This is a genomic window from Streptomyces sp. NPDC056373 (assembly GCF_042262425.1).
Taxonomy (GTDB): Bacteria; Actinomycetota; Actinomycetes; order Streptomycetales; family Streptomycetaceae; genus Streptomyces.
In genome coordinates this window covers 1-18,411 of sequence record NZ_JBHJPX010000006.1, presented here as the reverse complement: position 1 = coordinate 18,411, position 18,411 = coordinate 1, and the positions used below count along the sequence as shown (strand labels likewise).

Annotated in this window: 18 protein-coding genes and 1 pseudogene; 8 read left to right on the top strand and 11 right to left on the bottom strand. The window is 70.3% G+C overall.

Features of this window, described 5'->3' with window-relative positions:
• The first annotated feature begins 15 nt into the window (after window positions 1–15).
• Complete coding sequence (gene serC, locus ACFCXS_RS13690) at window positions 16–1,134, top strand: phosphoserine transaminase (RefSeq protein ID WP_376643432.1); 1,119 nt, start codon at window positions 16–18, stop codon at window positions 1,132–1,134.
• Between the two features lie 114 nt (window positions 1,135–1,248).
• Here serC and ACFCXS_RS13685 read toward each other — a convergent pair whose 3' ends face one another.
• The 5 genes from ACFCXS_RS13685 to ACFCXS_RS13665 form a co-directional block, all read right to left on the bottom strand.
• The gene (locus ACFCXS_RS13685; protein ID WP_376643431.1) at window positions 1,249–1,944 is read right to left on the bottom strand and encodes a formylglycine-generating enzyme family protein; all 696 of its coding nucleotides are present in this window, start codon (window positions 1,942–1,944) and stop codon (window positions 1,249–1,251) included.
• Window positions 1,945–2,049: 105 nt separating this feature from the next.
• On the bottom strand, window positions 2,050–3,657 hold the full coding sequence (locus tag ACFCXS_RS13680; RefSeq protein WP_376643430.1) for an alpha/beta hydrolase: 1,608 nt from the start codon (window positions 3,655–3,657) through the stop codon (window positions 2,050–2,052).
• 230 nt (window positions 3,658–3,887) lie between these two features.
• Window positions 3,888–5,399 carry a cellulase family glycosylhydrolase gene (locus ACFCXS_RS13675; RefSeq protein ID WP_376643429.1) on the bottom strand — a complete coding sequence of 504 codons (1,512 nt, stop codon included), beginning with the start codon at window positions 5,397–5,399 and terminating at the stop codon, window positions 3,888–3,890.
• Between the two features lie 149 nt (window positions 5,400–5,548).
• On the bottom strand, window positions 5,549–6,370 hold the full coding sequence (locus ACFCXS_RS13670) for an ABC transporter permease (RefSeq protein WP_376643428.1): 822 nt from the start codon (window positions 6,368–6,370) through the stop codon (window positions 5,549–5,551).
• Entirely contained in the window at window positions 6,367–7,326 is a 960-nt protein-coding gene (locus tag ACFCXS_RS13665; protein WP_376643427.1) for an ATP-binding cassette domain-containing protein, read from the bottom strand. Before ACFCXS_RS13665 ends, ACFCXS_RS13670 begins: the two co-directional genes overlap by 4 nt.
• Window positions 7,327–7,436: 110 nt before the next feature.
• Between ACFCXS_RS13665 and ACFCXS_RS13660 the strand changes: the two genes are divergently transcribed.
• On the top strand, window positions 7,437–8,216 hold the full coding sequence (locus tag ACFCXS_RS13660; protein WP_376643426.1) for a TetR/AcrR family transcriptional regulator: 780 nt from the start codon (window positions 7,437–7,439) through the stop codon (window positions 8,214–8,216).
• Window positions 8,217–8,317: 101 nt separating this feature from the next.
• Here the strand turns inward: ACFCXS_RS13660 and ACFCXS_RS13655 are convergent, their stop codons facing one another.
• Window positions 8,318–9,298: a WD40 repeat domain-containing protein gene (locus tag ACFCXS_RS13655; RefSeq protein WP_376643425.1), complete on the bottom strand. Its 981-nt coding sequence runs from the start codon at window positions 9,296–9,298 to the stop codon at window positions 8,318–8,320.
• Between the two features lie 122 nt (window positions 9,299–9,420).
• On the opposite strand from ACFCXS_RS13655, the gene ACFCXS_RS13650 reads away from it, so the two are divergent.
• Entirely contained in the window at window positions 9,421–10,095 is a 675-nt protein-coding gene (locus tag ACFCXS_RS13650) for an SGNH/GDSL hydrolase family protein (RefSeq protein WP_376643424.1), read from the top strand.
• Here the strand turns inward: ACFCXS_RS13650 and ACFCXS_RS13645 are convergent.
• Window positions 10,083–10,835 carry an aminoglycoside adenylyltransferase family protein gene (locus ACFCXS_RS13645; RefSeq protein WP_376643423.1) on the bottom strand — a complete coding sequence of 251 codons (753 nt, stop codon included), beginning with the start codon at window positions 10,833–10,835 and terminating at the stop codon, window positions 10,083–10,085. The two genes, ACFCXS_RS13650 and ACFCXS_RS13645, sit on opposite strands and share 13 nt — an antisense overlap.
• A 348-nt stretch (window positions 10,836–11,183) precedes the next feature.
• Here ACFCXS_RS13645 and ACFCXS_RS13640 point away from each other — a divergent pair, with 348 nt between their 5' ends.
• Entirely contained in the window at window positions 11,184–12,176 is a 993-nt protein-coding gene (locus ACFCXS_RS13640) for an aldo/keto reductase (RefSeq protein WP_376643829.1), read from the top strand.
• Between the two features lie 252 nt (window positions 12,177–12,428).
• Here ACFCXS_RS13640 and thpR read toward each other — a convergent pair whose 3' ends face one another.
• On the bottom strand, window positions 12,429–13,001 hold the full coding sequence (gene thpR, locus ACFCXS_RS13635; protein WP_376643422.1) for an RNA 2',3'-cyclic phosphodiesterase: 573 nt from the start codon (window positions 12,999–13,001) through the stop codon (window positions 12,429–12,431).
• Window positions 13,002–13,026: 25 nt separating this feature from the next.
• On the opposite strand from thpR, the gene ACFCXS_RS13630 reads away from it, so the two are divergent.
• Both ACFCXS_RS13630 and ACFCXS_RS13625 read left to right on the top strand, forming a co-directional pair.
• Window positions 13,027–13,548 carry a GNAT family N-acetyltransferase gene (locus ACFCXS_RS13630; protein ID WP_376643421.1) on the top strand — a complete coding sequence of 174 codons (522 nt, stop codon included), beginning with the start codon at window positions 13,027–13,029 and terminating at the stop codon, window positions 13,546–13,548.
• A 100-nt stretch (window positions 13,549–13,648) separates the two neighbouring features.
• The gene (locus ACFCXS_RS13625) at window positions 13,649–14,236 is read left to right on the top strand and encodes a Uma2 family endonuclease (RefSeq protein WP_376643420.1); all 588 of its coding nucleotides are present in this window, start codon (window positions 13,649–13,651) and stop codon (window positions 14,234–14,236) included.
• A 7-nt stretch (window positions 14,237–14,243) separates the two neighbouring features.
• Here ACFCXS_RS13625 and ACFCXS_RS13620 read toward each other — a convergent pair whose 3' ends face one another.
• Both ACFCXS_RS13620 and ACFCXS_RS13615 read right to left on the bottom strand, forming a co-directional pair.
• Entirely contained in the window at window positions 14,244–15,608 is a 1,365-nt protein-coding gene (locus ACFCXS_RS13620) for an MFS transporter (RefSeq protein ID WP_376643419.1), read from the bottom strand.
• Between the two features lie 27 nt (window positions 15,609–15,635).
• Window positions 15,636–16,073, bottom strand: coding sequence for a MarR family winged helix-turn-helix transcriptional regulator (locus ACFCXS_RS13615; protein WP_376643418.1), 438 nt, complete (start codon window positions 16,071–16,073; stop codon window positions 15,636–15,638).
• Window positions 16,074–16,226: 153 nt separating this feature from the next.
• Between ACFCXS_RS13615 and ACFCXS_RS13610 the strand changes: the two are divergent.
• A pseudogene (locus tag ACFCXS_RS13610) lies at window positions 16,227–16,400 on the top strand (ribbon-helix-helix protein, CopG family); the annotation flags it as partial.
• Between the two features lie 32 nt (window positions 16,401–16,432).
• Here the strand turns inward: ACFCXS_RS13610 and ACFCXS_RS13605 are convergent.
• Window positions 16,433–17,884, bottom strand: a complete 1,452-nt coding sequence (locus tag ACFCXS_RS13605) for an NCS2 family permease (protein WP_376643417.1) — start codon at window positions 17,882–17,884, stop codon at window positions 16,433–16,435.
• Window positions 17,885–17,999: 115 nt separating this feature from the next.
• Here ACFCXS_RS13605 and ACFCXS_RS13600 point away from each other — a divergent pair, with 115 nt between their 5' ends.
• The gene (locus tag ACFCXS_RS13600; protein WP_376643416.1) at window positions 18,000–18,269 is read left to right on the top strand and encodes a DUF2530 domain-containing protein; all 270 of its coding nucleotides are present in this window, start codon (window positions 18,000–18,002) and stop codon (window positions 18,267–18,269) included.
• The last annotated feature ends 142 nt before the right edge of the window (window positions 18,270–18,411 follow it).

Sequence of the window (18,411 nt, the reverse complement as noted above, 5' to 3'; positions counted from 1 at the left end):
GCTACGCTCCCCTTCGTGGCTGAGATCCAGATTCCTGCTGACATCAAGCCCGCCGACGGTCGATTCGGCGCGGGCCCCTCCAAGGTGCGGGTGGAGGCGCTGGACGCCCTGGCCGCCACCGGCACGTCCCTGCTCGGCACCTCCCACCGTCAGGCCCCCGTCAAGAGCCTGGTCGGCCAGGTGCGCGAGGGCATCAGTGAGCTGTTCCAGATCCCCGACGGCTACGAGGTGGTCCTCGGCAACGGCGGCTCGACCGCGTTCTGGGACATCGCGACGCACGGCCTGATCGAGAACAGGTCGCAGCACCTCACCTTCGGCGAGTTCTCCTCCAAGTTCGCCAAGGCCGCGAAGCTCGCGCCCTGGCTGGCCGAGCCGGACGTCGTCTCCGCCGACCCGGGCACGCATCCCGAGGCGGTCGCCGAGGCGGGCGTGGACGTCTACGCGTTCACCCACAACGAGACCTCGACCGGTGTCGCCATGCCGATCAAGCGCGTGGCCGGTGCCGACGAGGGCGCGCTGGTACTGGTGGACGCCACTTCCGGCGCGGGCGGCCTGCCGGTCGACGTCTCCGAGACGGACGTCTACTACTTCGCCCCGCAGAAGTCCTTCGCCTCCGACGGCGGCCTGTGGATCGGCGTCTTCTCCCCGGCCGCGATCGAGCGCGCCGAGCGGATCCACGCCTCCGGCCGCCACGTCCCGGAGTTCTTCTCGCTGCCGACGGCGATCGACAACTCCCGCAAGAACCAGACGTACAACACCCCGGCCCTCGCCACCCTCTTCCTGCTGAACCAGCAGCTGGAGTGGATCAACGGCCAGGGCGGCCTGGACTGGTCGGTCCGGCGCACCGCCACCTCCGCCCGCACGCTCTACGGCTGGGCCGAGGACATCAAGTACGCCAACCCGTTCGTCACCGACCCGGCCAAGCGCTCGCAGGTCATCGGCACGATCGACTTCACCGACGAGGTCGACGCGGCCGCCGTCGCCAAGGTGCTGCGCGCCAACGGCATCGTCGACACCGAGCCCTACCGCAAGCTCGGCCGCAACCAGCTGCGCGTCGCGATGTTCCCGGCGATCGACCCGGCGGACATCGAGGCGCTCACCAAGTGCGTCGACTACGTGATCGAGAAGCTCTGACCTTCTCCCGTACGTGAGGGCCTTCTCCCGTAGGTGAGGGCCGAGGGCGTCCCGCTCGCGCGGGGCGCCCTCTCCCGTACTCGGGCTCCCTCGCCCTCAAGGACCATCTCCGGCTCAGGCCGGCCCTGCGTCCACGCCCGCCGGCACCGAGCGCGCCACCCGGAACCCCACGTCGTCGATCCGGAACGTCGGATGGCTCCGGCGGCGTACCGAGGCGCGGCAGCTCCAGTGCTCGTCGGACCAGCCGCCGCCCCGCAGCACCCGGTAGGTGCCGTAGACCTCGGCGTCGTAGAGGTCCCAGCACCAGTCCCAGGTGTTGCCCAGCATGTCGTGCAGGCCCCAGGCGTTGGGCCGCTTGCCGCCCACGGGGTGGATGCGGTCGTCCGCGTTGCCGCGGTACCAGGCGATCTCGTCGAGCGGGCCGTAACGGGGGCTGGTGCCGCCGGCGCGGCAGGCGTGTTCCCACTCGGCCTCGGTGGGCAGCCGGTAGCCGTCGGCGGAGGTGTCCCAGCCCGCCTGCCCGTCCCCGGGCCGCACGTCGTAGACGGGGGTCAGGCCCTCGCGTACCGACAGGGCGTTGCAGAACCGGACCGCGTCCCACCAGGACACGCCCTCGACGGGCAACCGGTCGCCCCGGGCCGTGCTCGGGCGCTCGCCGGTGACCTCGGCGTACCGGGCCTGGGTGACCGGCACCGCCCCCATCCGGAACGACGCGACCTCGGCTTCCCAACTGCGCTGTGTCCGCCGGTCGGACAGCGTGACGCGTCCCGCAGGGACGGCCACCAGGTCGTCGTTCATGCGTTCCCCCATGACCGGACACCCTAGGTCGTGTCCTCGGTGGACGGCGAAGGGCGCCCGGCGAGTACCGCCCGGGCGCCCCTGTGTCGTCCTGTCAGGCCTGGGTCACCGGGACGCTCAGCGTCCGGACCCCAGGATCCCGCGCAGGCTGTCGCCTACCGCCGCGACGGCCGGCTGCGTCGCGGCCGCCGCCTTCTGCGCCGCCGACTGCGGCTTCGGGTCGGCGGTCTTCTTGCACACCGCGTCCGCCACACCGTTGCCGTGCGGGACCTTGCCGTTGGTCAGGTACGTGGCGAGGTACTTGTCGAGGCAGGCGTTGCCGCCGAGCGTGATGCCGTGGTTGCCGCCGCCCTGTTCCACCACCAGGCTGGACTTCTTCAGCAGCCGATGCATGGTGACACCGCCCTCGTAGGGGGTGGCCGCGTCGTCCGTCGCCTGGAACAGCAGCACCGGCGGGAGCTTGCTGTTGGAGACGTTCACCGGCTTCAGCGACTTCGTCGGCCAGAACGCGCACGGCGCGTTGTACCAGGCGTTGTTCCAGGCCATGAACGGGGCCTTCTCGTACACCGCCCAGTTGTCCTTGCGCCACTGCTTCCAGTCGCGCGGCCAGGACGCGTCACGGCACTGCACCGCGGTGTAGACGCTGTAGCCGTTGTCGCCGGAGGCGTCGATCGCCGCGATGTCGTCGTAGGCCTTGACCAGCGGGGCGGTGTCGTGCTGGTTGACGTAGGCCGCGAAGGCCTGGGCGAGCGTGGGCCAGTAGGCGTTGTTGTAGCCGCCGGGTATGAAGATGTCCTCCAGCTCGGAGGCGCCCACCTTGCCGCCCGCGGGCTTCTTGGCCAGGGCCGCCCGCATGGCGTACCACTTGGCCTCGATCTTCTTGGGGTCGGTGCCGAGCTTGTAGGTGCCGTTGTACTTGGCTGTCCACGCCATGAGCGCCTTGTGGCGCTTGTCGAAGGCGTAGTCCTGCTGGATGTTGTCGTCGTACCAGACGCCGTTCGGGTCGACGATCGAGTCAAGCACCAGGCGCCGCACCCGCTCGGGGAACAGCTTGGCGTAGACCGCACCCAGGTAGGTGCCGTACGAGTAGCCGAAGTAGTTGATCTTCGACGCGCCGAGGGCCTTGCGGATGGAGTCCATGTCCTTCACGGCGCTGACCGTGTCGATGTAGGGCAGGACGTCCTTGTACTTCGTGCCGCAGGCCTGGGCGAAGGCCTTGGCGCGGGCGACGTTGGCCTTCTCGAGCGCCGGGGTGCTGGGCACGGAGTCGGGTCGGACCGGGTCGAAGTGGCCCGGCTTGCAGTCCAGGGCGGGCTGGCTCTTGCCCACTCCGCGCGGGTCGAAGCCGATGACGTCGTACTGGGCGGCGACCTCCTTGGGCAGGGAGGACGCGACGAACGAGGCCAGCGACAGACCGCTGCCACCGGGGCCGCCGGGGTTGACCAGCAGCGGGCCCTGGGACTTCGACGCGGTGTGCGGCACACGGGACAGCGCCAGCGTGATCTGCTTCCCCCGCGGCTTCGCGTGGTCGAGCGGCACCTTGACCGACCCGCACTGGAGCGTCGGGGAGTCGTCGGTCCCGCACTTCTTCCACGTGACCTTCGCCGCGGCGCTCGTCACGGCGGCGTTCGCCGACTGCGACGGGCCGGCGTTGGCGGGGGCGGCGGTGAGTGTCCCGGTCAGGACGACCGTGGCGCCGCACAGGAGGGCTGCGCTTCTTCTCATGGAGTCTCTCGCAACGGTGAGGGGGGTCGAACCCGTGAGTAACACGGGCCGTGCCGCATCGTTTCGGAAGAGCACCCCTCACACGTACGCATTCGACGAAGACTTGACCGAATCGAGTCATAGCCTGTTCACAGAAAACCCCTCAGAAAGGGGGAGTTCTGGCCATTCCAGGCAGGTCGCCCTGCCGGGGTACGCCCGGCGCGCACCGGGCGTACCACCTCAGACCCTGATCACGTCGCCGTGCACCGCACGCTCGGCACGCTCCCGCCCCCGGGCGCACCGCCCAGGCCGAAGCTCGTGGAACCCGCCACCGGCACGCTCCCGTTGTGCGCGGCGTTGACCGCCGTGACGGTCGCCCCGCTCTGGGTGTACGAGGCGTTCCACATGCTCGTGACCTTCTGCGAGCCGCTCCATGTCCAGCTCACCTGCCAGGACTTCAGCGGGACACCGCTCGTGTTGGTCACCTTCACCTCGGCGTTGAAGCCGCCGCCCCAGTCGCTGCTGACGGTGTAGGCGGCGGTGCAGGTGGGCGTGGGGTCACCCGGCCCGCCCGGGCCGGGCCCCGTGCCGCCACCTCCGAAGCCCGGGGCCTTGACGGGCGCCAGGTACGCGTCCTTCACCGTGTCGACCGTCTGCCAGTCGTCCTTCAGGATGCCTCCCGTGTCACCGGAGTTGGGGTTCCAGGACCAGAACGTCCAGTGGAAGCTGTCGGTGCCGTACGCCGACGTGGAGCGCAGGTACTTCACCAGCTCGGCCAGCCACTTCTGGTCCACCGAGGGCTTCAGCGTCGTACCGAACTCGCCGAGCCACACCGGGGCGATGTTCTGCTTGAAGAGGTAGCCCCAGTACTTGTCCCAGATCCCCGGCATGTTGGCGGGGAAGGACGGGTCCGTGAACCAGGACTGCTCGGCCACCGACGTCGCGTAGTCGTGCGCCGAGTACACCAGCCGGTTCGCAACGTCCAGCCGGACCGGGTACTGGGCCGCGCCCATGAGGTTGCCGCCCCACCAGATGCTGTTGCCGTTGAACGTCTGCACGCCCTCGACCATGATCAGCAGCTCGGGGTTGACCGACAGCACCGCGTTGCCCGCGCGCTCGGCGGCCAGGCGCCAGTCGCGGGAGGTGTCGCCGCAGCCCCAGCAGGCCGGGTCGTGGGGCTCGTTGTGCAGGTCGATGCCGATGACCGTGGAGTTGCCCTTGTAGCGCGCGGCCAGGGCCTTGAGGTTGGTGATCCAGGTCGACTCCGGGACCGAAGCCGTGTACCAGAGCGCCGACTGACCTGCCGCGTCCGGGCGGTGGCGGTCCAGGACGACCTTGAGGCCGGACTGGCCCGCGTAGGCCACGATCTTGTCCAGGACCTGGAGCGAGGTCAGCCCGCGCAGGTCCGTGTTCCTGCCGTCGAGGTTGATGCCCTCGGGCATGGCGCCGGGCTTGAGGATGTCGTCGCTGTAGGGCACGCGGAGGGTGTTGTAGCCCAGTGACCTGATCTGGTCGATCATGCTCTTGTAGTCGCGTGTCCACAGGCCGTGGGCGACGCGGTTGGAGGTCTCGAAGCCGAACCAGTTGATGCCGGCGATCCGGACCGGCTGCCCGGCCGCGTCCAGGATCTGGCGGCCGCTGGTGTGCCAGTAGCCGGCACCGGGGGCCTCGGCGGTGGCATCGGCTCGGGCCGACTGCACGCCGGCCAGCGGTAACAGGAGCGCCGCGGCAACACACAGGGCTCTGCGCAGACTGCGGAACATGTGGCTGCTTCCTCTCGGGTTCCTCGGGGGAGGGGAGGCACGGCACCCGGAACAGGTTGGGAGCGCTCCCATCGCGCCGCGCACCTTCCAGAGAACGGATGCAGCATGGGCACGTCAAGACTCTGGAAGGTGTGCGATCGCTCCGGCCGCTACCGGCTCAGCTTCCGGAACCGCCGTACGGCCAGCGGCAGGAAGACCATTGTCAGGATCACCGGCCACACCCCGGCCATCAGCAGGGCGTGCCGCTCCACCCAGGAGTCACCGCCCCCGACCGGCGTCCCGAACAGCTCGCGGGTCGCCGCCGCCGTGGAGGAGATCGGATTCCAGGCCGCCACCCGGCCCAGCCAGTCGGGCATGAGCTGCGGCGCGACGAAGATGCTGGAGATCATCGTCAGCGGGAAGGCGACGGCGAACAGGCCGCCCGCCGCTTCCGGGTTGGGCACCAGCAGGCCGAGCCACACGCCGACCCAGATCAGCGCGAAGCGCAGCCAGAGCAGCAGACCGAACGCGGCGAAGAAGGCGAAGCCGCCGTCCGGGCGCCAGCCCATCGCGAGGGCCGTCAACATCATGATCGCCAACTCGGCGCAGGCCACGATCAGATCGGTGACCCCGCGCCCGGCCACCACGGCGGAGGACGCCATCGGCATGGAGCGGAAACGGTCGATGACGCCCTTGGTGGAGTCGTACACCACGACCGTGGCGGTGTTCATGAAGCCGAACGCCATGGTCATCACGAACATGCCCGGCATCAGGAAGTCCTTGTAGTCCCCGCCGCCCGGCACCTTCATCGCGCTGCCGAAGACATAGCCGTACATCAGTACGGAGAGGATCGGGAAGCCCAGCTGCCAGGCGATGTTGACCGGCTGGCGCCGGTAGTGGGTCAGGCCGCGGCGGACGATGTTCCAGCAGTCGGCGAGCAGCCAGTACGTGCCGCTGCGGGTGCTCGGCGCGCTCAGGTCGGTGGCACTCACGCCGCGGCCTCCTGCTCCGTACGGTGTCCGGTCAGGCGCAGGAACACGTCGTCGAGGCTCGGCCTGCGCAGCCCGATGTCCTCGACGCGGACTCCCTCGTCCTGGAGGGTCCGTGCGACCTCGGTGAGCGCGGTGACCCGGTCGGTGACCGGGGCGTGCACCCGCGCCTCCGTCTCGTCCGCCTCGGGTTCGCCGTCCGCCACCCGGGCGACGACCTTCACCACCCGCGGGATCTCGGACCGCTCGGCCACCACGACCTCGATACGGTCACCGCCGACCAGGTCCTTCAGCCCGTCCGGGGTGTCGTCGGCGATGGCCCGCCCCTGGTCGATGACGGTGATGCGGGAGGCGAGCTTGTCGGCCTCCTCCAGGTACTGCGTGGTGAGCAGCACGGTCGTGCCGCCCGCCACCAGGGCCCGCAGGGATTCCCAGACTTCACCCCGGCTGCGGGGGTCGAGACCGGTCGTCGGCTCGTCGAGGAAGAGGACGGCCGGGGCGAGGATCATCGACGCGGCGAGGTCGAGGCGGCGCCGCATACCGCCGCTGTACTTGCCCACGCCCTTGCCGGCGGCGCCGGTCAGGTCGAACTGCTCCAGCAGCTCGGCCGCCCGGAGCCGGGCCCGCTTGCCGCCGAGGTGGAACAGGCGGCCGAACATCTCCAGGTTCTGCCGGCCGGTGAGCACCTCGTCCACCGCCGCGTACTGGCCGGTGAGGCCGATCCGGGCCCGGACCTCGCGCGCCTGCCGGACGACGTCCAGACCCGCGACCGTCGCGCTGCCCCCGTCCAGGCGGATCAGCGTGGACAGGATGCGGACGGCGGTGGTCTTGCCCGCCCCGTTCGGCCCGAGCAGACCGTGCACCGTGCCCTCGCGCACCTCCAGGTCGAAGCCGTCGAGGGCGCGTTTCTCGCCGTACCGCTTCTCCAGCGCCTCGGCCCGCACCGCGTATCCGTCCATGCCGTCCCCTCCCCGCACGCCCGTGCCCCGTCGGCACCGAACTGGGTACACCGTACCCGATTACGCGTACGCCGTACCCAGTTTTTCCGCGGGGATCTAAGCTGGGCTCCATGACGAGCGGTTCGAACGGCACGGGCGGTACGGAGACCAGCGGCAGCGGCGACATCGCCCGCACGCTCGAACTGCTGTGGGACACCGGCCGCCGCCCCAGCCGCGGCCCCAAACCGACCCTGACGCTGGAGCGGATCGTGGAAGCGGCGATCCAGGTGGCGGACACCGAGGGACTGGCTGCCCTCTCCATGCGCCGCGTCGCCGCCGAGCTCGGCACCGGCACCATGTCGCTCTACCGGTACGTGCCCGGCAAGGGCGAGCTGCTCGACCTGATGCTGGACCGGGTGCAGCGCCCCTCCCAGAACCCGGCCGACCTCGGCGACGGCGGCTGGCGGGCGGCCCTGGAGGCACTGGGCCGCGCCACCCTCGCCCTCTACCGCCGCCACCCCTGGCTGCTCCAGGTCAACCAGACCCGCCCGATCCTCGGCCCGAGCGCCCTCGACGGCATGGAGAAGGTGCTGACCCTGATCCGCCCGATGGGACTGAGCGACCCCGAGCTGGTCTCCGCGATCATCATGGTCGACGGGTATGTCGTCGGGGCCGCGCGCACACAGCTCTACGAGCAGGAGGCGGAGCGCCGGACGGGCCTGACGGACGCCGAGTTCTGGCAGGCGCAGGTTCCGGCCCTGGAGAAGGCCATGGCCTCCGGCCGGTACCCGGTGATGGCCTCGCTCTCCGAGGACACCTTCGGGCCGGACTTCGACCACTTCGAGTTCGGGCTGCAGCGGATCCTGGACGGGCTGGAGATGCTGGTGGAAAACCGCGGGAACGCTCGCTGACCTGGCGCCCGGCCAGGTACCGGGTGAACTCCCGCGCCACCCTCACAGCGCTGGGTCCGTGCCCGCGAAGTCCCGCCCGCCCCGCGGCTTCGGGCCACGGCCTAGCGCCGGCGCCTCCTCGATCCCCGCAGGGCCAGCACCACCACCACGACAACCGCACCCGCGGCGATCGCCCCGGTCTTCAGGTTGCCGTTCAGCCCGTCTCCCCCGCCTTCGGACGCCGTCGAACTCCCGCTCCCCGACGACGAGTCGGAGCCGCCGCTCCCGGGGGCGTCCTGCGGCTCCACCGGGCTGTCCGCGCCCTCGGCGCCGTACATCAGCTTCTTGCCGTCGGCGGTGTAGGTGACGGACTCCCCCTGCCCCAGGAACGGCACCCCGAGCCGCTCCTTCTTCTTGATCTTCCCGCCGTTCCAGTCGTAGGCGATCGCGCCGAAGTAGCTGCGTACGACGAGGTGTTCGCCGTCCGGGGAGAGCGCGGCGTCGGTGGCCTCCAGGTCGGGAACCGCGGCGATCGGACGGAAGACGTTCGCCCCGGACGGGGAGAGCCGCGCCGGGCCCTCGTACAGGTGCCCGCCCTTCTCGTTCTTGTCGACGATGTAGACGCGGCCGGTCTTCGGGTGCACCACGAGCGACTCGGCGTTCCGCGCGCCGTCGGAGTACTTCACGACGTACTGCGTCGCCTTGATCGTCTCGTCGCGCAGCTTCTTCGGCTCGGGCAGCCGGTAGATCCAGACGTACGGCCAGGTGCCGCCGAGGTTGTCGCCGATGTCGCCGACGTAGATCTGGTCGTCCGGCCCGATGGAGATGGCCTCGACGTCGCGCGGGCTGCCCACGCCGGACATGGTGATCGTGGCGACCGTCTCGCCCGTCGCGCTGTCGACGGCGTACAGGTAGGCCCCGTCGTCGCTGTCGTTGTGCGTCCAGTAGATGCCGGGGTGCTGCCGCGAGGCGGCCAGGCCGCTGGACTCGGTGATGCGCGGGTCCTTGATCGTGAACTTCTCGTCGCCGTCGGCGGCGGAGGCGGGCACGGTGAGGGCGCCCGTGAGGAGGGCCGCGGCGAGAAGGGCGAACGGTCTGCGCATGCCCCAAGCCTGCCATCCGGCCCGGCGGTTCACCGGCACAACGGATCACAGACCGAAGGCCGTTCGAAGGGCGTGTCCCGACTCACACTCCGTCGGCCGTCGAGATCGTTCATCATGAGCGGATGCTCAGGTTCATGCCCGTCGGTGACTCCATGACGATCGGAAGCACGGGCGAACACACGTGGCGCTACCGGCTGTGGCAGCACCTGTGCCGTTCCTACGACCGCCCCTTCACCCTCGTCGGCCCCCGCGAGACGCTCTACGACAAGCAGGCCGGGGCCCCGGTGTCGTTCGGGTACGCCGAACCGGACTTCCCGCGCGCCCACCTGGCCGGCTGGGGCGAGGGCTGGCAGCACATGGCGCCGCTGATCGGCGACGCGGTGCGGTCGTGCCGCGCCGACGTGCTCCTGGTCTCCCTGGGCCTGATCGACCTGGGCTTCTACACCAACGCCGAGCAGACCGCCGAGAACGTCCGGGCCTTCACGGCCGAGGCACGGTCGGCGAACCGGCGGGTGGGCATGGTGTGGCTGCCGGTCACCCCGAACGTGCGCGCCGGGTCGGACGCGGCCTTCGCCGGCGAGGTCACCCGCTTCAACGAGCTCCTCGCCAAGACGGCCGCCGACCTCGACGAGCCCGGCTCCCCCGTCCTCCTGGCCTCACCCCCGCCCTCGTACGACGTCACCACCGACACGTACGACGGCACCCACCCCAACGCGAGCGGCGAGCACAAACTCGCGGCGGCCTTCGCGGAGGCGATGCACCAGGGCTGGGGTTTGGCGGGGCCCTACGCGGAGTAGCTCTCCTCGATCATCCGGACCAGGTGCTCGGCACAGGGCCGGACATCGAGGTCGTCCCACCGCTCGTCCTCGTCCCCGAGGTAGACGGCCCGCGCACGGGCCAGGGCCGGCCGGTGCGCGACGGGCAGCCGGGCGCCGGCCCACTCGGCGGCGGCGTCCTTGGACCGGATGCTTCCGGTGTCCAGCGTGGTCCACACCCGGGCCAGGGTGAGCAGCACGTTCCGTGTGTCCGTGGCGAGTTCCTCCGTCAGCTCCGGCACACCGGCGACGATCGCCCGCCGGAGATCGGCGGCCGGCACGGGGTCCAGCAGTTCGGCGGGCGGGGGTCCGAGCAGCGGGGCGTCGGCGAGCAGCACCATCGTGAGGACGGGGGCGAGGTCGGGGTTCGGCCCGGGGTCCGGGGTCACCCCGCGCTCGAAGTCCTGGCGCAGCCACTCCCCGTACAGAAACTCGCAGCTGGGCGGGTACCGCCAGGGCCGCACCGCGTCCTGCACGACGACGGTCGCCTCGACAGGGCGCAGCCCCTGCCCTGTCCCCGACACCCGGAGCAATTCCTCGACGAGGAAACGCCGTTGGTCAGGGCTCGTCGGATCCCTCACGACAGCCAGGACATCCAGGTCACTGTGCGGGCGGAGGCCACCGAGGGCGGCGGAGCCGTGCAGGAAGACGCCGAAGAGGGAATCTCCGAGGACGCCCCGCAGGATCCGGACGAGGTGGTCGGTGTGAGGTTGTTCGGGCATGTCTGCTCGTCTCCGTGTGCCGGTCGCGGTGCGGAGTACCACCATCCGTCAAAACCCCACGTCAGGTCCCCGGTAGGCCGGAGGCCGCCGTGTTCGGGTGGCCTGTTCGTACGCGTATGCCAGTCGCAGCAGTGTCGGCTCGCTCCAGGCCGTGCCCATGAAGGTCAGGCCGACCGGCAGGCCGAAGGCGAATCCGGCCGGGACGCCGACCGCCGGGTAGCCGCGAGGGCGGCCGGTGCCGAGGAGCCGCCACCGTGGGCGTAGCCGGACCCGGAGCGGGAGGAGAAGTCGCGCTCACCCGGGTACGCGCTTGCCTGGAGCGCACTCCAGGACGTTGGCTTGGACACCATGAAGTACACGCAGCTCGGACGCACGGGACTCAAGGTCAGCCGGCTCGTCCTCGGCACCATGAACTTCGGCCCGCAGACCGACGAGGCCGACAGCCACGCCATCATGGACGCGGCGCTGGACGCGGGCATCAACATCTTCGACACGGCCAACGTCTACGGCTGGGGCGAGAACAAGGGCCGTACCGAGTCCATCATCGGAAACTGGTTCGCCAAGAGCGAGGGACGGCGCGACAAGGTCGTCCTCGCCACGAAGGTGTACGGCAACATGGGCGCCGACGGCCCGGCCTGGCCCAACCACGACAAGCTCTCCGCGGTCAACATCCGGCGGGCCGTGGACGCCAGCCTCAAGCGGCTCCAGACGGACCACATCGACGTCTACCAGTTCCACCACGTCGACCGGGACACCCCCTTCGAGGAGATCTGGCAGGCGATCGACGTCCTGGTCCAGCAGGGCAAGATCCTCTACGTCGGATCGTCGAACTTCCCCGGCTACAAGATCGCCCAGGCCAACGAGATCGCCGCCCGGCGCGGCGGGACCATCGGCCTGGTCAGCGAGCAGTGCCTGTACAACCTCGCCGAGCGGCGCGCGGAGATGGAGGTCGTCCCGGCCGCCCAGGAGTACGGGCTCGGCGTCATCCCCTGGTCCCCGCTGCACGGCGGTCTGCTGGGCGGTGTCCTCAAGAAGGAGGTCGAGGGCAAGCGCCGTGCCTCCGGCCGGGCGGCCGACGCGCTCAACGACCCCGCCACACGGGCGCAGATCCAGTCCTACGAGGACCTGCTCGACAAGCACGGCATCGAGCCCGGCGAGGCCGCCCTGGCCTGGCTGCTCACCCGCCCGGGGGTGACCGGCCCGATCGTCGGCCCGCGCACCGCCGAGCAGCTGGCCTCCGCGGTCCGCGCCGCGGAGCTGGAGCTCTCCGAGGAGCTCCTGACCGGCCTGGACGAGGTCTTCCCGGGCCCGGGGCCGAGCCCGGAGGCTTTCGCCTGGTAACGGGGGCGGGTCGGCGCCCCTCTTCCGGGGGCGCGAGGCCGTGCGCCGATGTCCGCGGTTTCCCCGGCGCCCTCAGGGGCGCGGGGAACTGCGCGACAAGCCCCCACCGGCCCGCGGCCAGGACACCACCGACCGCGGCTCCCGCCCCTGCCCTACCTCCCGATCACGGAAGCCAGGGCCACGACGAGAAACATCAGCACGAGCACACCGGCCATGATCCGGTTGCGGGTTTTCGGGTCCACGGCATCGAGCCTAACCGGCACCCCCGAGTGCCCAGCGCCCGACCGCCTCGTACCGGGGCTGCTCCCCCGGCACCCCCGAGGTCGGCAGATTGCTCCGCACCAGCGCCAGCTCCCCCACGGTCCAGGCCCGGCCCGAGAACCCCGCGAGGGCGTCCAGGTAGGGCCGCACATCCCCTGCCGTCCGGTTCCGCGCCAGGGTCAGATGGGCCTTGTACCGCCGGTGCTCCCCCATCGGCACCCCCGCCTTGCGCGCCGCCGCCTCGGCCCGCTCGGCCAGCAGCCGGAGGGTGGCCAGGTCCCCCTCGGCCCCGGCCCACAGCGCCTTCCCGTGCCCGAACTGCCCGCCGCCCCGCACGGCCAGGTCGAACGGCTCGGTCCGGCGCGCGGCCCGCTCCAGCCGCTCCGACAGCCCCGGGACGAGGCCGTCGTCGACCTCACCGTAGAACGCGAGGGTGAAGTGCCAGCCAGGACGGCCGGTCCAGCGCATGCCGTCGGCGCCGGGCAGTGCGTGCAACTGGTCGACGACCGAGCCGAGTTCACGGCACACCTCGTCCGGGGGCAGCACGGCCGCGAAGAGTCTCATGGGTCCAGCCTGGCACCATGAGCCCATGCGGATCACCATCCGGGACGGCGGGCCCGACGACATTCCCGCGATACTCGGCATGCTCGACAGCTGCGTGGAGTGGCTGGTCTCCCAGGGGCGCACGGGGCAGTGGGGGACGAAGCCGCTGTCGCAGAGCCCCAGGACGGTGGAGTCGGTCCGCCGCTACATGGCGGAGGGCAGCGTGTTCATGGCCGACGCCGACGGCGTCCCCGCCGGCACCCTCACCCTCACCGACTCGGCGGGCGCCTACCTGTCCCACCTCCCGCAGCCCGGCGAGCCCGAGCGCTACATCCACTGGCTCGCCTCCGACCGACGCTTCGAGGGCCACGGCGTGGGCAGCGCCCTGCTCACCCACGCCGCCGAGGAAACCCGCGGCGCCGGGATCTCCCTGCTCCGCGTCGACTGCTACGCCGGCGACGACGGCAAGCTCGTCCGGTACTACGAGTCCAACGGCTTCACCCGCACCGTGGCTTTCACGGTCGGCGAGAACAAGTGGCCGGGCCAGCTGCTGGCCCGGAGGGTGTAGGCACGGGCCCCGCGGACCCGGGCGTGTCCTGGTCACCGTGCGTATCGTTGTACTGCGCGGCCGGATTCATCCACGGGTGCGGCCGGGGAGGAGCGCCACGATGACCGTCCTTGACGACAGGATCGAGATGGCCGAAAGCAGCGGTGAACTCACCCTCGACACGATGTTCGAGTGGGTGGAGACGATGCCGGTCCCCGAGGGCTACAAGGTCGAGATCGTCGGGGGGAACATCTTCATGGCGCCTCAGCGGGACACCCTCTGGGACATCATCGCGGACATCTACGACCAACTGCGCACCAAGTATCCGCGCAAGCGCGTGAAGTCCGACGTCCGTGTCGACTACCCGGGCCACCTCAACGGCTTCGCCTCCGACCTGACGGTGATGACGGAGGGCGCGGCCAAGAACGCCAAAGGCCTGTGGCGCTACGAGGACGTCGAGTTCGTCGCCGAGGTGATCTCCAGGAAGACCGGGGCGAACGACTACGGCCCCAAGAAGGACGCCTACGCCGCCGCCGGCGTGCCGGTGTACCTGATCGTGGATCCGTACACCGGCCGCTGGCATCTGCACACCAAGCCCAAGGACGGCGAGTACCGGGGCGAGCTGAGCCTGGACTTCGGGGACGAGATCGACCTGACCGGAACCGTGGTCGGGCTCGTCCTCGAAACCGGCGAGTTCCCCCGGGACTGACGGAGTCCTAGGCCGCCGGAGCCAGCGCCTCCTGCTGTTCCCGGGGCACGAACCGCACCCGGGGATGCCCGCCGTGCCAGCCCACCGACAGGCGCAGGTTGCCGACGCGGGCCAGGATCAGGCCGATCACCGCCGCGGCGAGTGCCGCCACCGCGCCGCCGGCCGCGAGGCCGACCCTGGCGCCGTACGTGTCGGTGATCCAGCCGACGATCGGGGCACCGACCGGCGAGCCGCCGAGGAAGATCATCATGTAGAGGGCCATGACACGGCCGCGCATGGCCGGGTCCGTGGACATCTGGATGCTGGTGTTCGTCGTGACGTTGACCGTCATGCCGAACAGGCCCAGCGGGATCATGAACAGGGCGAACATCCACAGCGTGGGGGTCGTCGCGGCCAGGATCTCCAGCGCGCCGAAGGCCATGGCCGCCACGATCAGCAGCCGCAGCCGGGCCGTCCCCCGCCGCGCCGCGAGCAGTGCGCCCACGAGCGAGCCGACCGCCATCAGCGTGTTGAACAGGCTGTACGCGCCCGCACCGGCGTGGAACACGTCGTCCGCGAAGGCCGAGAGGTAGACGGGGAAGTTGAAGGCGAACGTCCCGACGAAGCCGACCAGGACGATCGGCCAGATCAGCTCCGGGCGACCGGTGACGTAGCGCACGCCCTCCCGCAGCTGCCCCTTGCCGCGCGGGGCCCGCTCCACGACGTGCAGCTCGCGGGCGCGCATGAGCAGCAGGCCGGCGAGCGGCGCGATGAAGGACAGGCCGTTGAAGAGGAACGCGAAGCCGGTGCCGACGCCGGTGATGAGGAGGCCCGCGACGGCGGGGCCGACCAGGCGGGCGGACTGGAAGTTCGCCGAGTTCAGGCTGACCGCGTTCTGCAGCTGCCCCGGGCCGACCAGCTCGGAGACGAAGGACTGCCGGGCCGGGTTGTCCACGACGGTGGCCAGACCGACCGCGAAGGCGGCGACGTACACGTGCCACACCTGGACGTGCCCGGTGAGGGTGAGGAGGGACAGGGCGATCGCTGTGAGCGCCATCGAGGACTGCGTCACGAGCAGCGTGGGCCGCTTGCGCAGCCGGTCGACGAGGACACCGCCGTAGAGGCCGAAGAGCAGCATCGGCAGGAACTGCAGCGCGGTGGTGATGCCGACCGCGGCGGAGGAGCCGGTGAGGCTGAGCACCAGCCAGTCCTGGGCGATGCGCTGCATCCAGGTGCCGATGTTGGAGACGACCTGGCCCACGAAGAAGAGGCGGTAGTTCCTGACCTTCAGCGAGGAGAACATCGAGGACTTGCGCGGAAGCGGATCCGGGGCGGGCGGGGAATCGTGGGGGTCAGGTGCGGGGGCGGAAGCTGCTCCGGGTCCCGAACTCAAATGTGTCGCCTCCTTGCAACGGCCTTCTTACAGATGCGCGAGCTTCTCCAGTACGGGGGCGGCGGCGCGGAGTTTCGCCCACTCGCCCTCGTCGAGGTTCTCCACCAGCGTGGCCAGGAACGCGTTCCGCTTGGCGCGGCTCTCCTCGAGCATGGCCTCGGCCTGCTCGGTGCGTGTGACGACCTTCTGACGCCGGTCCTCGGGGTGCGGCTCCAGCCGGACCAGCCCCTTGGCCTCCAGCAGCGCCACGATGCGGGTCATCGACGGCGGCTGGACGTGCTCCTTGCGGGCGAGCTCGCCCGGTGTGGCCCTGCCGCACAGCGAGAGGGTGCCGAGCACCGACATCTCGGTGGGGCTGAGCGATTCGTCGACCCGCTGGTGCTTGAGCCGACGGGACAGCCGCATCACTGCGGATCGGAGGGAGTTCACGGCGGCTACGTCGTCGCCATGGTTGAGGTCCGGCATGTTCTTTAGCGTAACTCATTACTCTCGCTAAAGACCAGCCGGAACGCGCCAGTCGTCCGTGACGCCCGCCACTGAAGCGTGACATCACTCATATGGGTGACAAGGCGGCGGAACGTGCCCCGCCGGACCGAACGGTGCCGCGACCCTCTGCTCATGGGGACCAGTGTGCTCAGCCTGCGAATAGACCACGACCTGCTCGAACGGCTCAGGCACCACGCCGCGAAAAGGGGAACGAGCGTCCAGGACTATGTCGTCCGGACGCTCGTTAGAGATGACTTCGACCAGCGCTTCCAGGCCGCCGTCGAGGAGACGGAGAGGTTCTACGGCACCTCCGGCTCCCCGGACTCCGGCGACGAGGATCAGGTCAGACCCAGCGCCGGCATCAGGTAGTAGAAGGCGAACACCGCCGCCACCGCGTACATCGCCGGCGGCACCTCGCGGCCCCGCCCGGCCGCCAGCCGCAGCACCACGAAGGTGATGAAGCCCATGCCGATGCCGTTGGTGATCGAGTAGGTGAACGGCATCATCAGCATCGTCACGAAGGCCGGGACGGCGATCGTGTAGTCCGCCCAGTCGATCTCCTTCACCGATCCGGCCAGGATCAGGAAGCCGACCGCGACCAGGGCGGGCGTGGCCGCCTGGGACGGGACCATCGTGGCGACCGGCGTCAGGAAGAGGGCGGCGGCGAAGAGACCGCCGGTGACGACGTTCGCGAGCCCGGTCCGGGCCCCCTCGCCGACACCCGCCGTGGACTCGACGAACGCGGTCGTGGCGGAGGAGGAGCTGGCGCCGCCGGCGGCGACCGCCAGGCCGTCGACGAACAGCACCCGGTTGATGCCGGGCATCTGGCCCTCGCCGTCGGTCAGCTTCGCCTCGTCGGAGACGCCCATGATCGTGCCCATCGCGTCGAAGAAGCACGACAGCAGCACGGTGAAGACGAAGAGCACGCCGGTCAGCATGCCGACCTTGCCGAAGCCGCCGAACAGGCTGACCTGCCCGATCAGCCCGAAGTCCGGGCTCGCGACCGGGTTGCCGGGCCACTTGGGCGTGGTCAGGCCCCAGCTCGGCACCTTGGCCACCGCGTTGATGACCACCGCGAGGACCGTCATCGCCACGATGGAGATCAGGATCGCCCCGGAGACCTTGCGCACGATCAGCGCGAGGGTGAGCAGCACACCCAGCACGAAGACGAGCACCGGCCAGCCGTCGAGGTGACCGTCGCCACCCAGCTGGAGCGGGACGGTGGTCTGCGCGGCGTCCGGGATCCGGGAGACGAAGCCCGCGTCGACGAGCCCGATCAGCATGATGAACAGGCCGATACCGATGGAGATGGCCTTGCGCAGGCCGTAGGGCACGGCGTTCATGACGCGCTCACGCAACCCCGTGGCCACCAGCAGCATGACCACGAACCCGGCGAGGACCACCATGCCCATCGCGTCCGGCCAGGACATGCGCGGGGCGAGCTGGAGGGCGACGACGGAGTTCACCCCGAGACCGGCGGCCAGCGCGATCGGGACGTTGCCGATGACACCCATGAGGAGGGTGGTGAGCGCGGCGGTGAGGGCCGTCGCGGTGACCAGCTGCCCGTTGTCGAGCTGGTGACCGTACATGTCCTTGGCGCTGCCGAGGATGATCGGGTTCAGCACGATGATGTAGGCCATCGCGAAGAAGGTGGCGAGACCGCCGCGTACCTCGCGGGGCAGGGTGCTGCCCCGCTCGGAGATGCGGAAGAAGCGGTCGAGTGCACCGAACGTGGGCCCGGCTCCCGGCTGCTGAGGGGCGGGGACCTTGGCAGGAGCCGAGGAGGACATGTGTTGGAGTTTCCTACGAAGAGAAGTGGTCAGACACAAACCGTTTCAGTATGAACATATAAAGCCCCATCGGCCATCTCCGCGCGTAGACCTGATCGCCTCGTAAGCTGTCCCCATGGCGAAGTGGACCCCCAGACACGAGGCGCCGGAGCCCCTGGAGGGCCCCGTGGTCGCCACCATCACCGGCGGCACCATCCTGTGGTTCGTCCTCTTCCTGGTCCAGCTCCCCTTCTACGGCTGGTTCGACGACCGCGGCCACACCTGGTGGGTGTGGACCTGCCTGGCAGGCGGCGGCCTGGGCCTGATCGGCATCTGGTACGTCCGCAGGCGCGACGCGGCGATCAAGCGCGCGGCGGCACAGAACCCGACGGCCACGCCCCAGTAGCCGAGCCGAGACGCTCCCGCACCCGCGTACGGCGGAGAGGGGCCGTGTCGGGGGGTGTCCGCCCGCAGCGGTTGTCGCGTCAACGAACAGCCGGTCGGCACGCAACCCCATCGCGACGTTCCGAGGACGGACACCCCCCGAC

What these genes read in the sequence shown, in the direction of transcription:
- ACFCXS_RS13685 (WP_376643431.1), bottom strand. Translation starts at nt 1,944, where the DNA reads ATGGGGGAACGCATGAACGACGACCTGGTGGCCGTCCCTGCGGGACGC.
- ACFCXS_RS13680 (WP_376643430.1), bottom strand. Translation starts at nt 3,657, where the DNA reads ATGAGAAGAAGCGCAGCCCTCCTGTGCGGCGCCACGGTCGTCCTGACC.
- ACFCXS_RS13675 (WP_376643429.1), bottom strand. Translation starts at nt 5,399, where the DNA reads ATGTTCCGCAGTCTGCGCAGAGCCCTGTGTGTTGCCGCGGCGCTCCTG.
- ACFCXS_RS13665 (WP_376643427.1), bottom strand. Translation starts at nt 7,326, where the DNA reads ATGGACGGATACGCGGTGCGGGCCGAGGCGCTGGAGAAGCGGTACGGC.
- ACFCXS_RS13660 (WP_376643426.1), top strand. Translation starts at nt 7,437, where the DNA reads ATGACGAGCGGTTCGAACGGCACGGGCGGTACGGAGACCAGCGGCAGC.
- ACFCXS_RS13655 (WP_376643425.1), bottom strand. Translation starts at nt 9,298, where the DNA reads ATGCGCAGACCGTTCGCCCTTCTCGCCGCGGCCCTCCTCACGGGCGCC.
- ACFCXS_RS13650 (WP_376643424.1), top strand. Translation starts at nt 9,421, where the DNA reads ATGCTCAGGTTCATGCCCGTCGGTGACTCCATGACGATCGGAAGCACG.
- ACFCXS_RS13645 (WP_376643423.1), bottom strand. Translation starts at nt 10,835, where the DNA reads ATGCCCGAACAACCTCACACCGACCACCTCGTCCGGATCCTGCGGGGC.
- ACFCXS_RS13640 (WP_376643829.1), top strand. Translation starts at nt 11,184, where the DNA reads ATGAAGTACACGCAGCTCGGACGCACGGGACTCAAGGTCAGCCGGCTC.
- thpR (WP_376643422.1), bottom strand. Translation starts at nt 13,001, where the DNA reads ATGAGACTCTTCGCGGCCGTGCTGCCCCCGGACGAGGTGTGCCGTGAA.
- ACFCXS_RS13630 (WP_376643421.1), top strand. Translation starts at nt 13,027, where the DNA reads ATGCGGATCACCATCCGGGACGGCGGGCCCGACGACATTCCCGCGATA.
- ACFCXS_RS13625 (WP_376643420.1), top strand. Translation starts at nt 13,649, where the DNA reads ATGACCGTCCTTGACGACAGGATCGAGATGGCCGAAAGCAGCGGTGAA.
- ACFCXS_RS13615 (WP_376643418.1), bottom strand. Translation starts at nt 16,073, where the DNA reads ATGCCGGACCTCAACCATGGCGACGACGTAGCCGCCGTGAACTCCCTC.
- ACFCXS_RS13605 (WP_376643417.1), bottom strand. Translation starts at nt 17,884, where the DNA reads ATGTCCTCCTCGGCTCCTGCCAAGGTCCCCGCCCCTCAGCAGCCGGGA.
- ACFCXS_RS13600 (WP_376643416.1), top strand. Translation starts at nt 18,000, where the DNA reads ATGGCGAAGTGGACCCCCAGACACGAGGCGCCGGAGCCCCTGGAGGGC.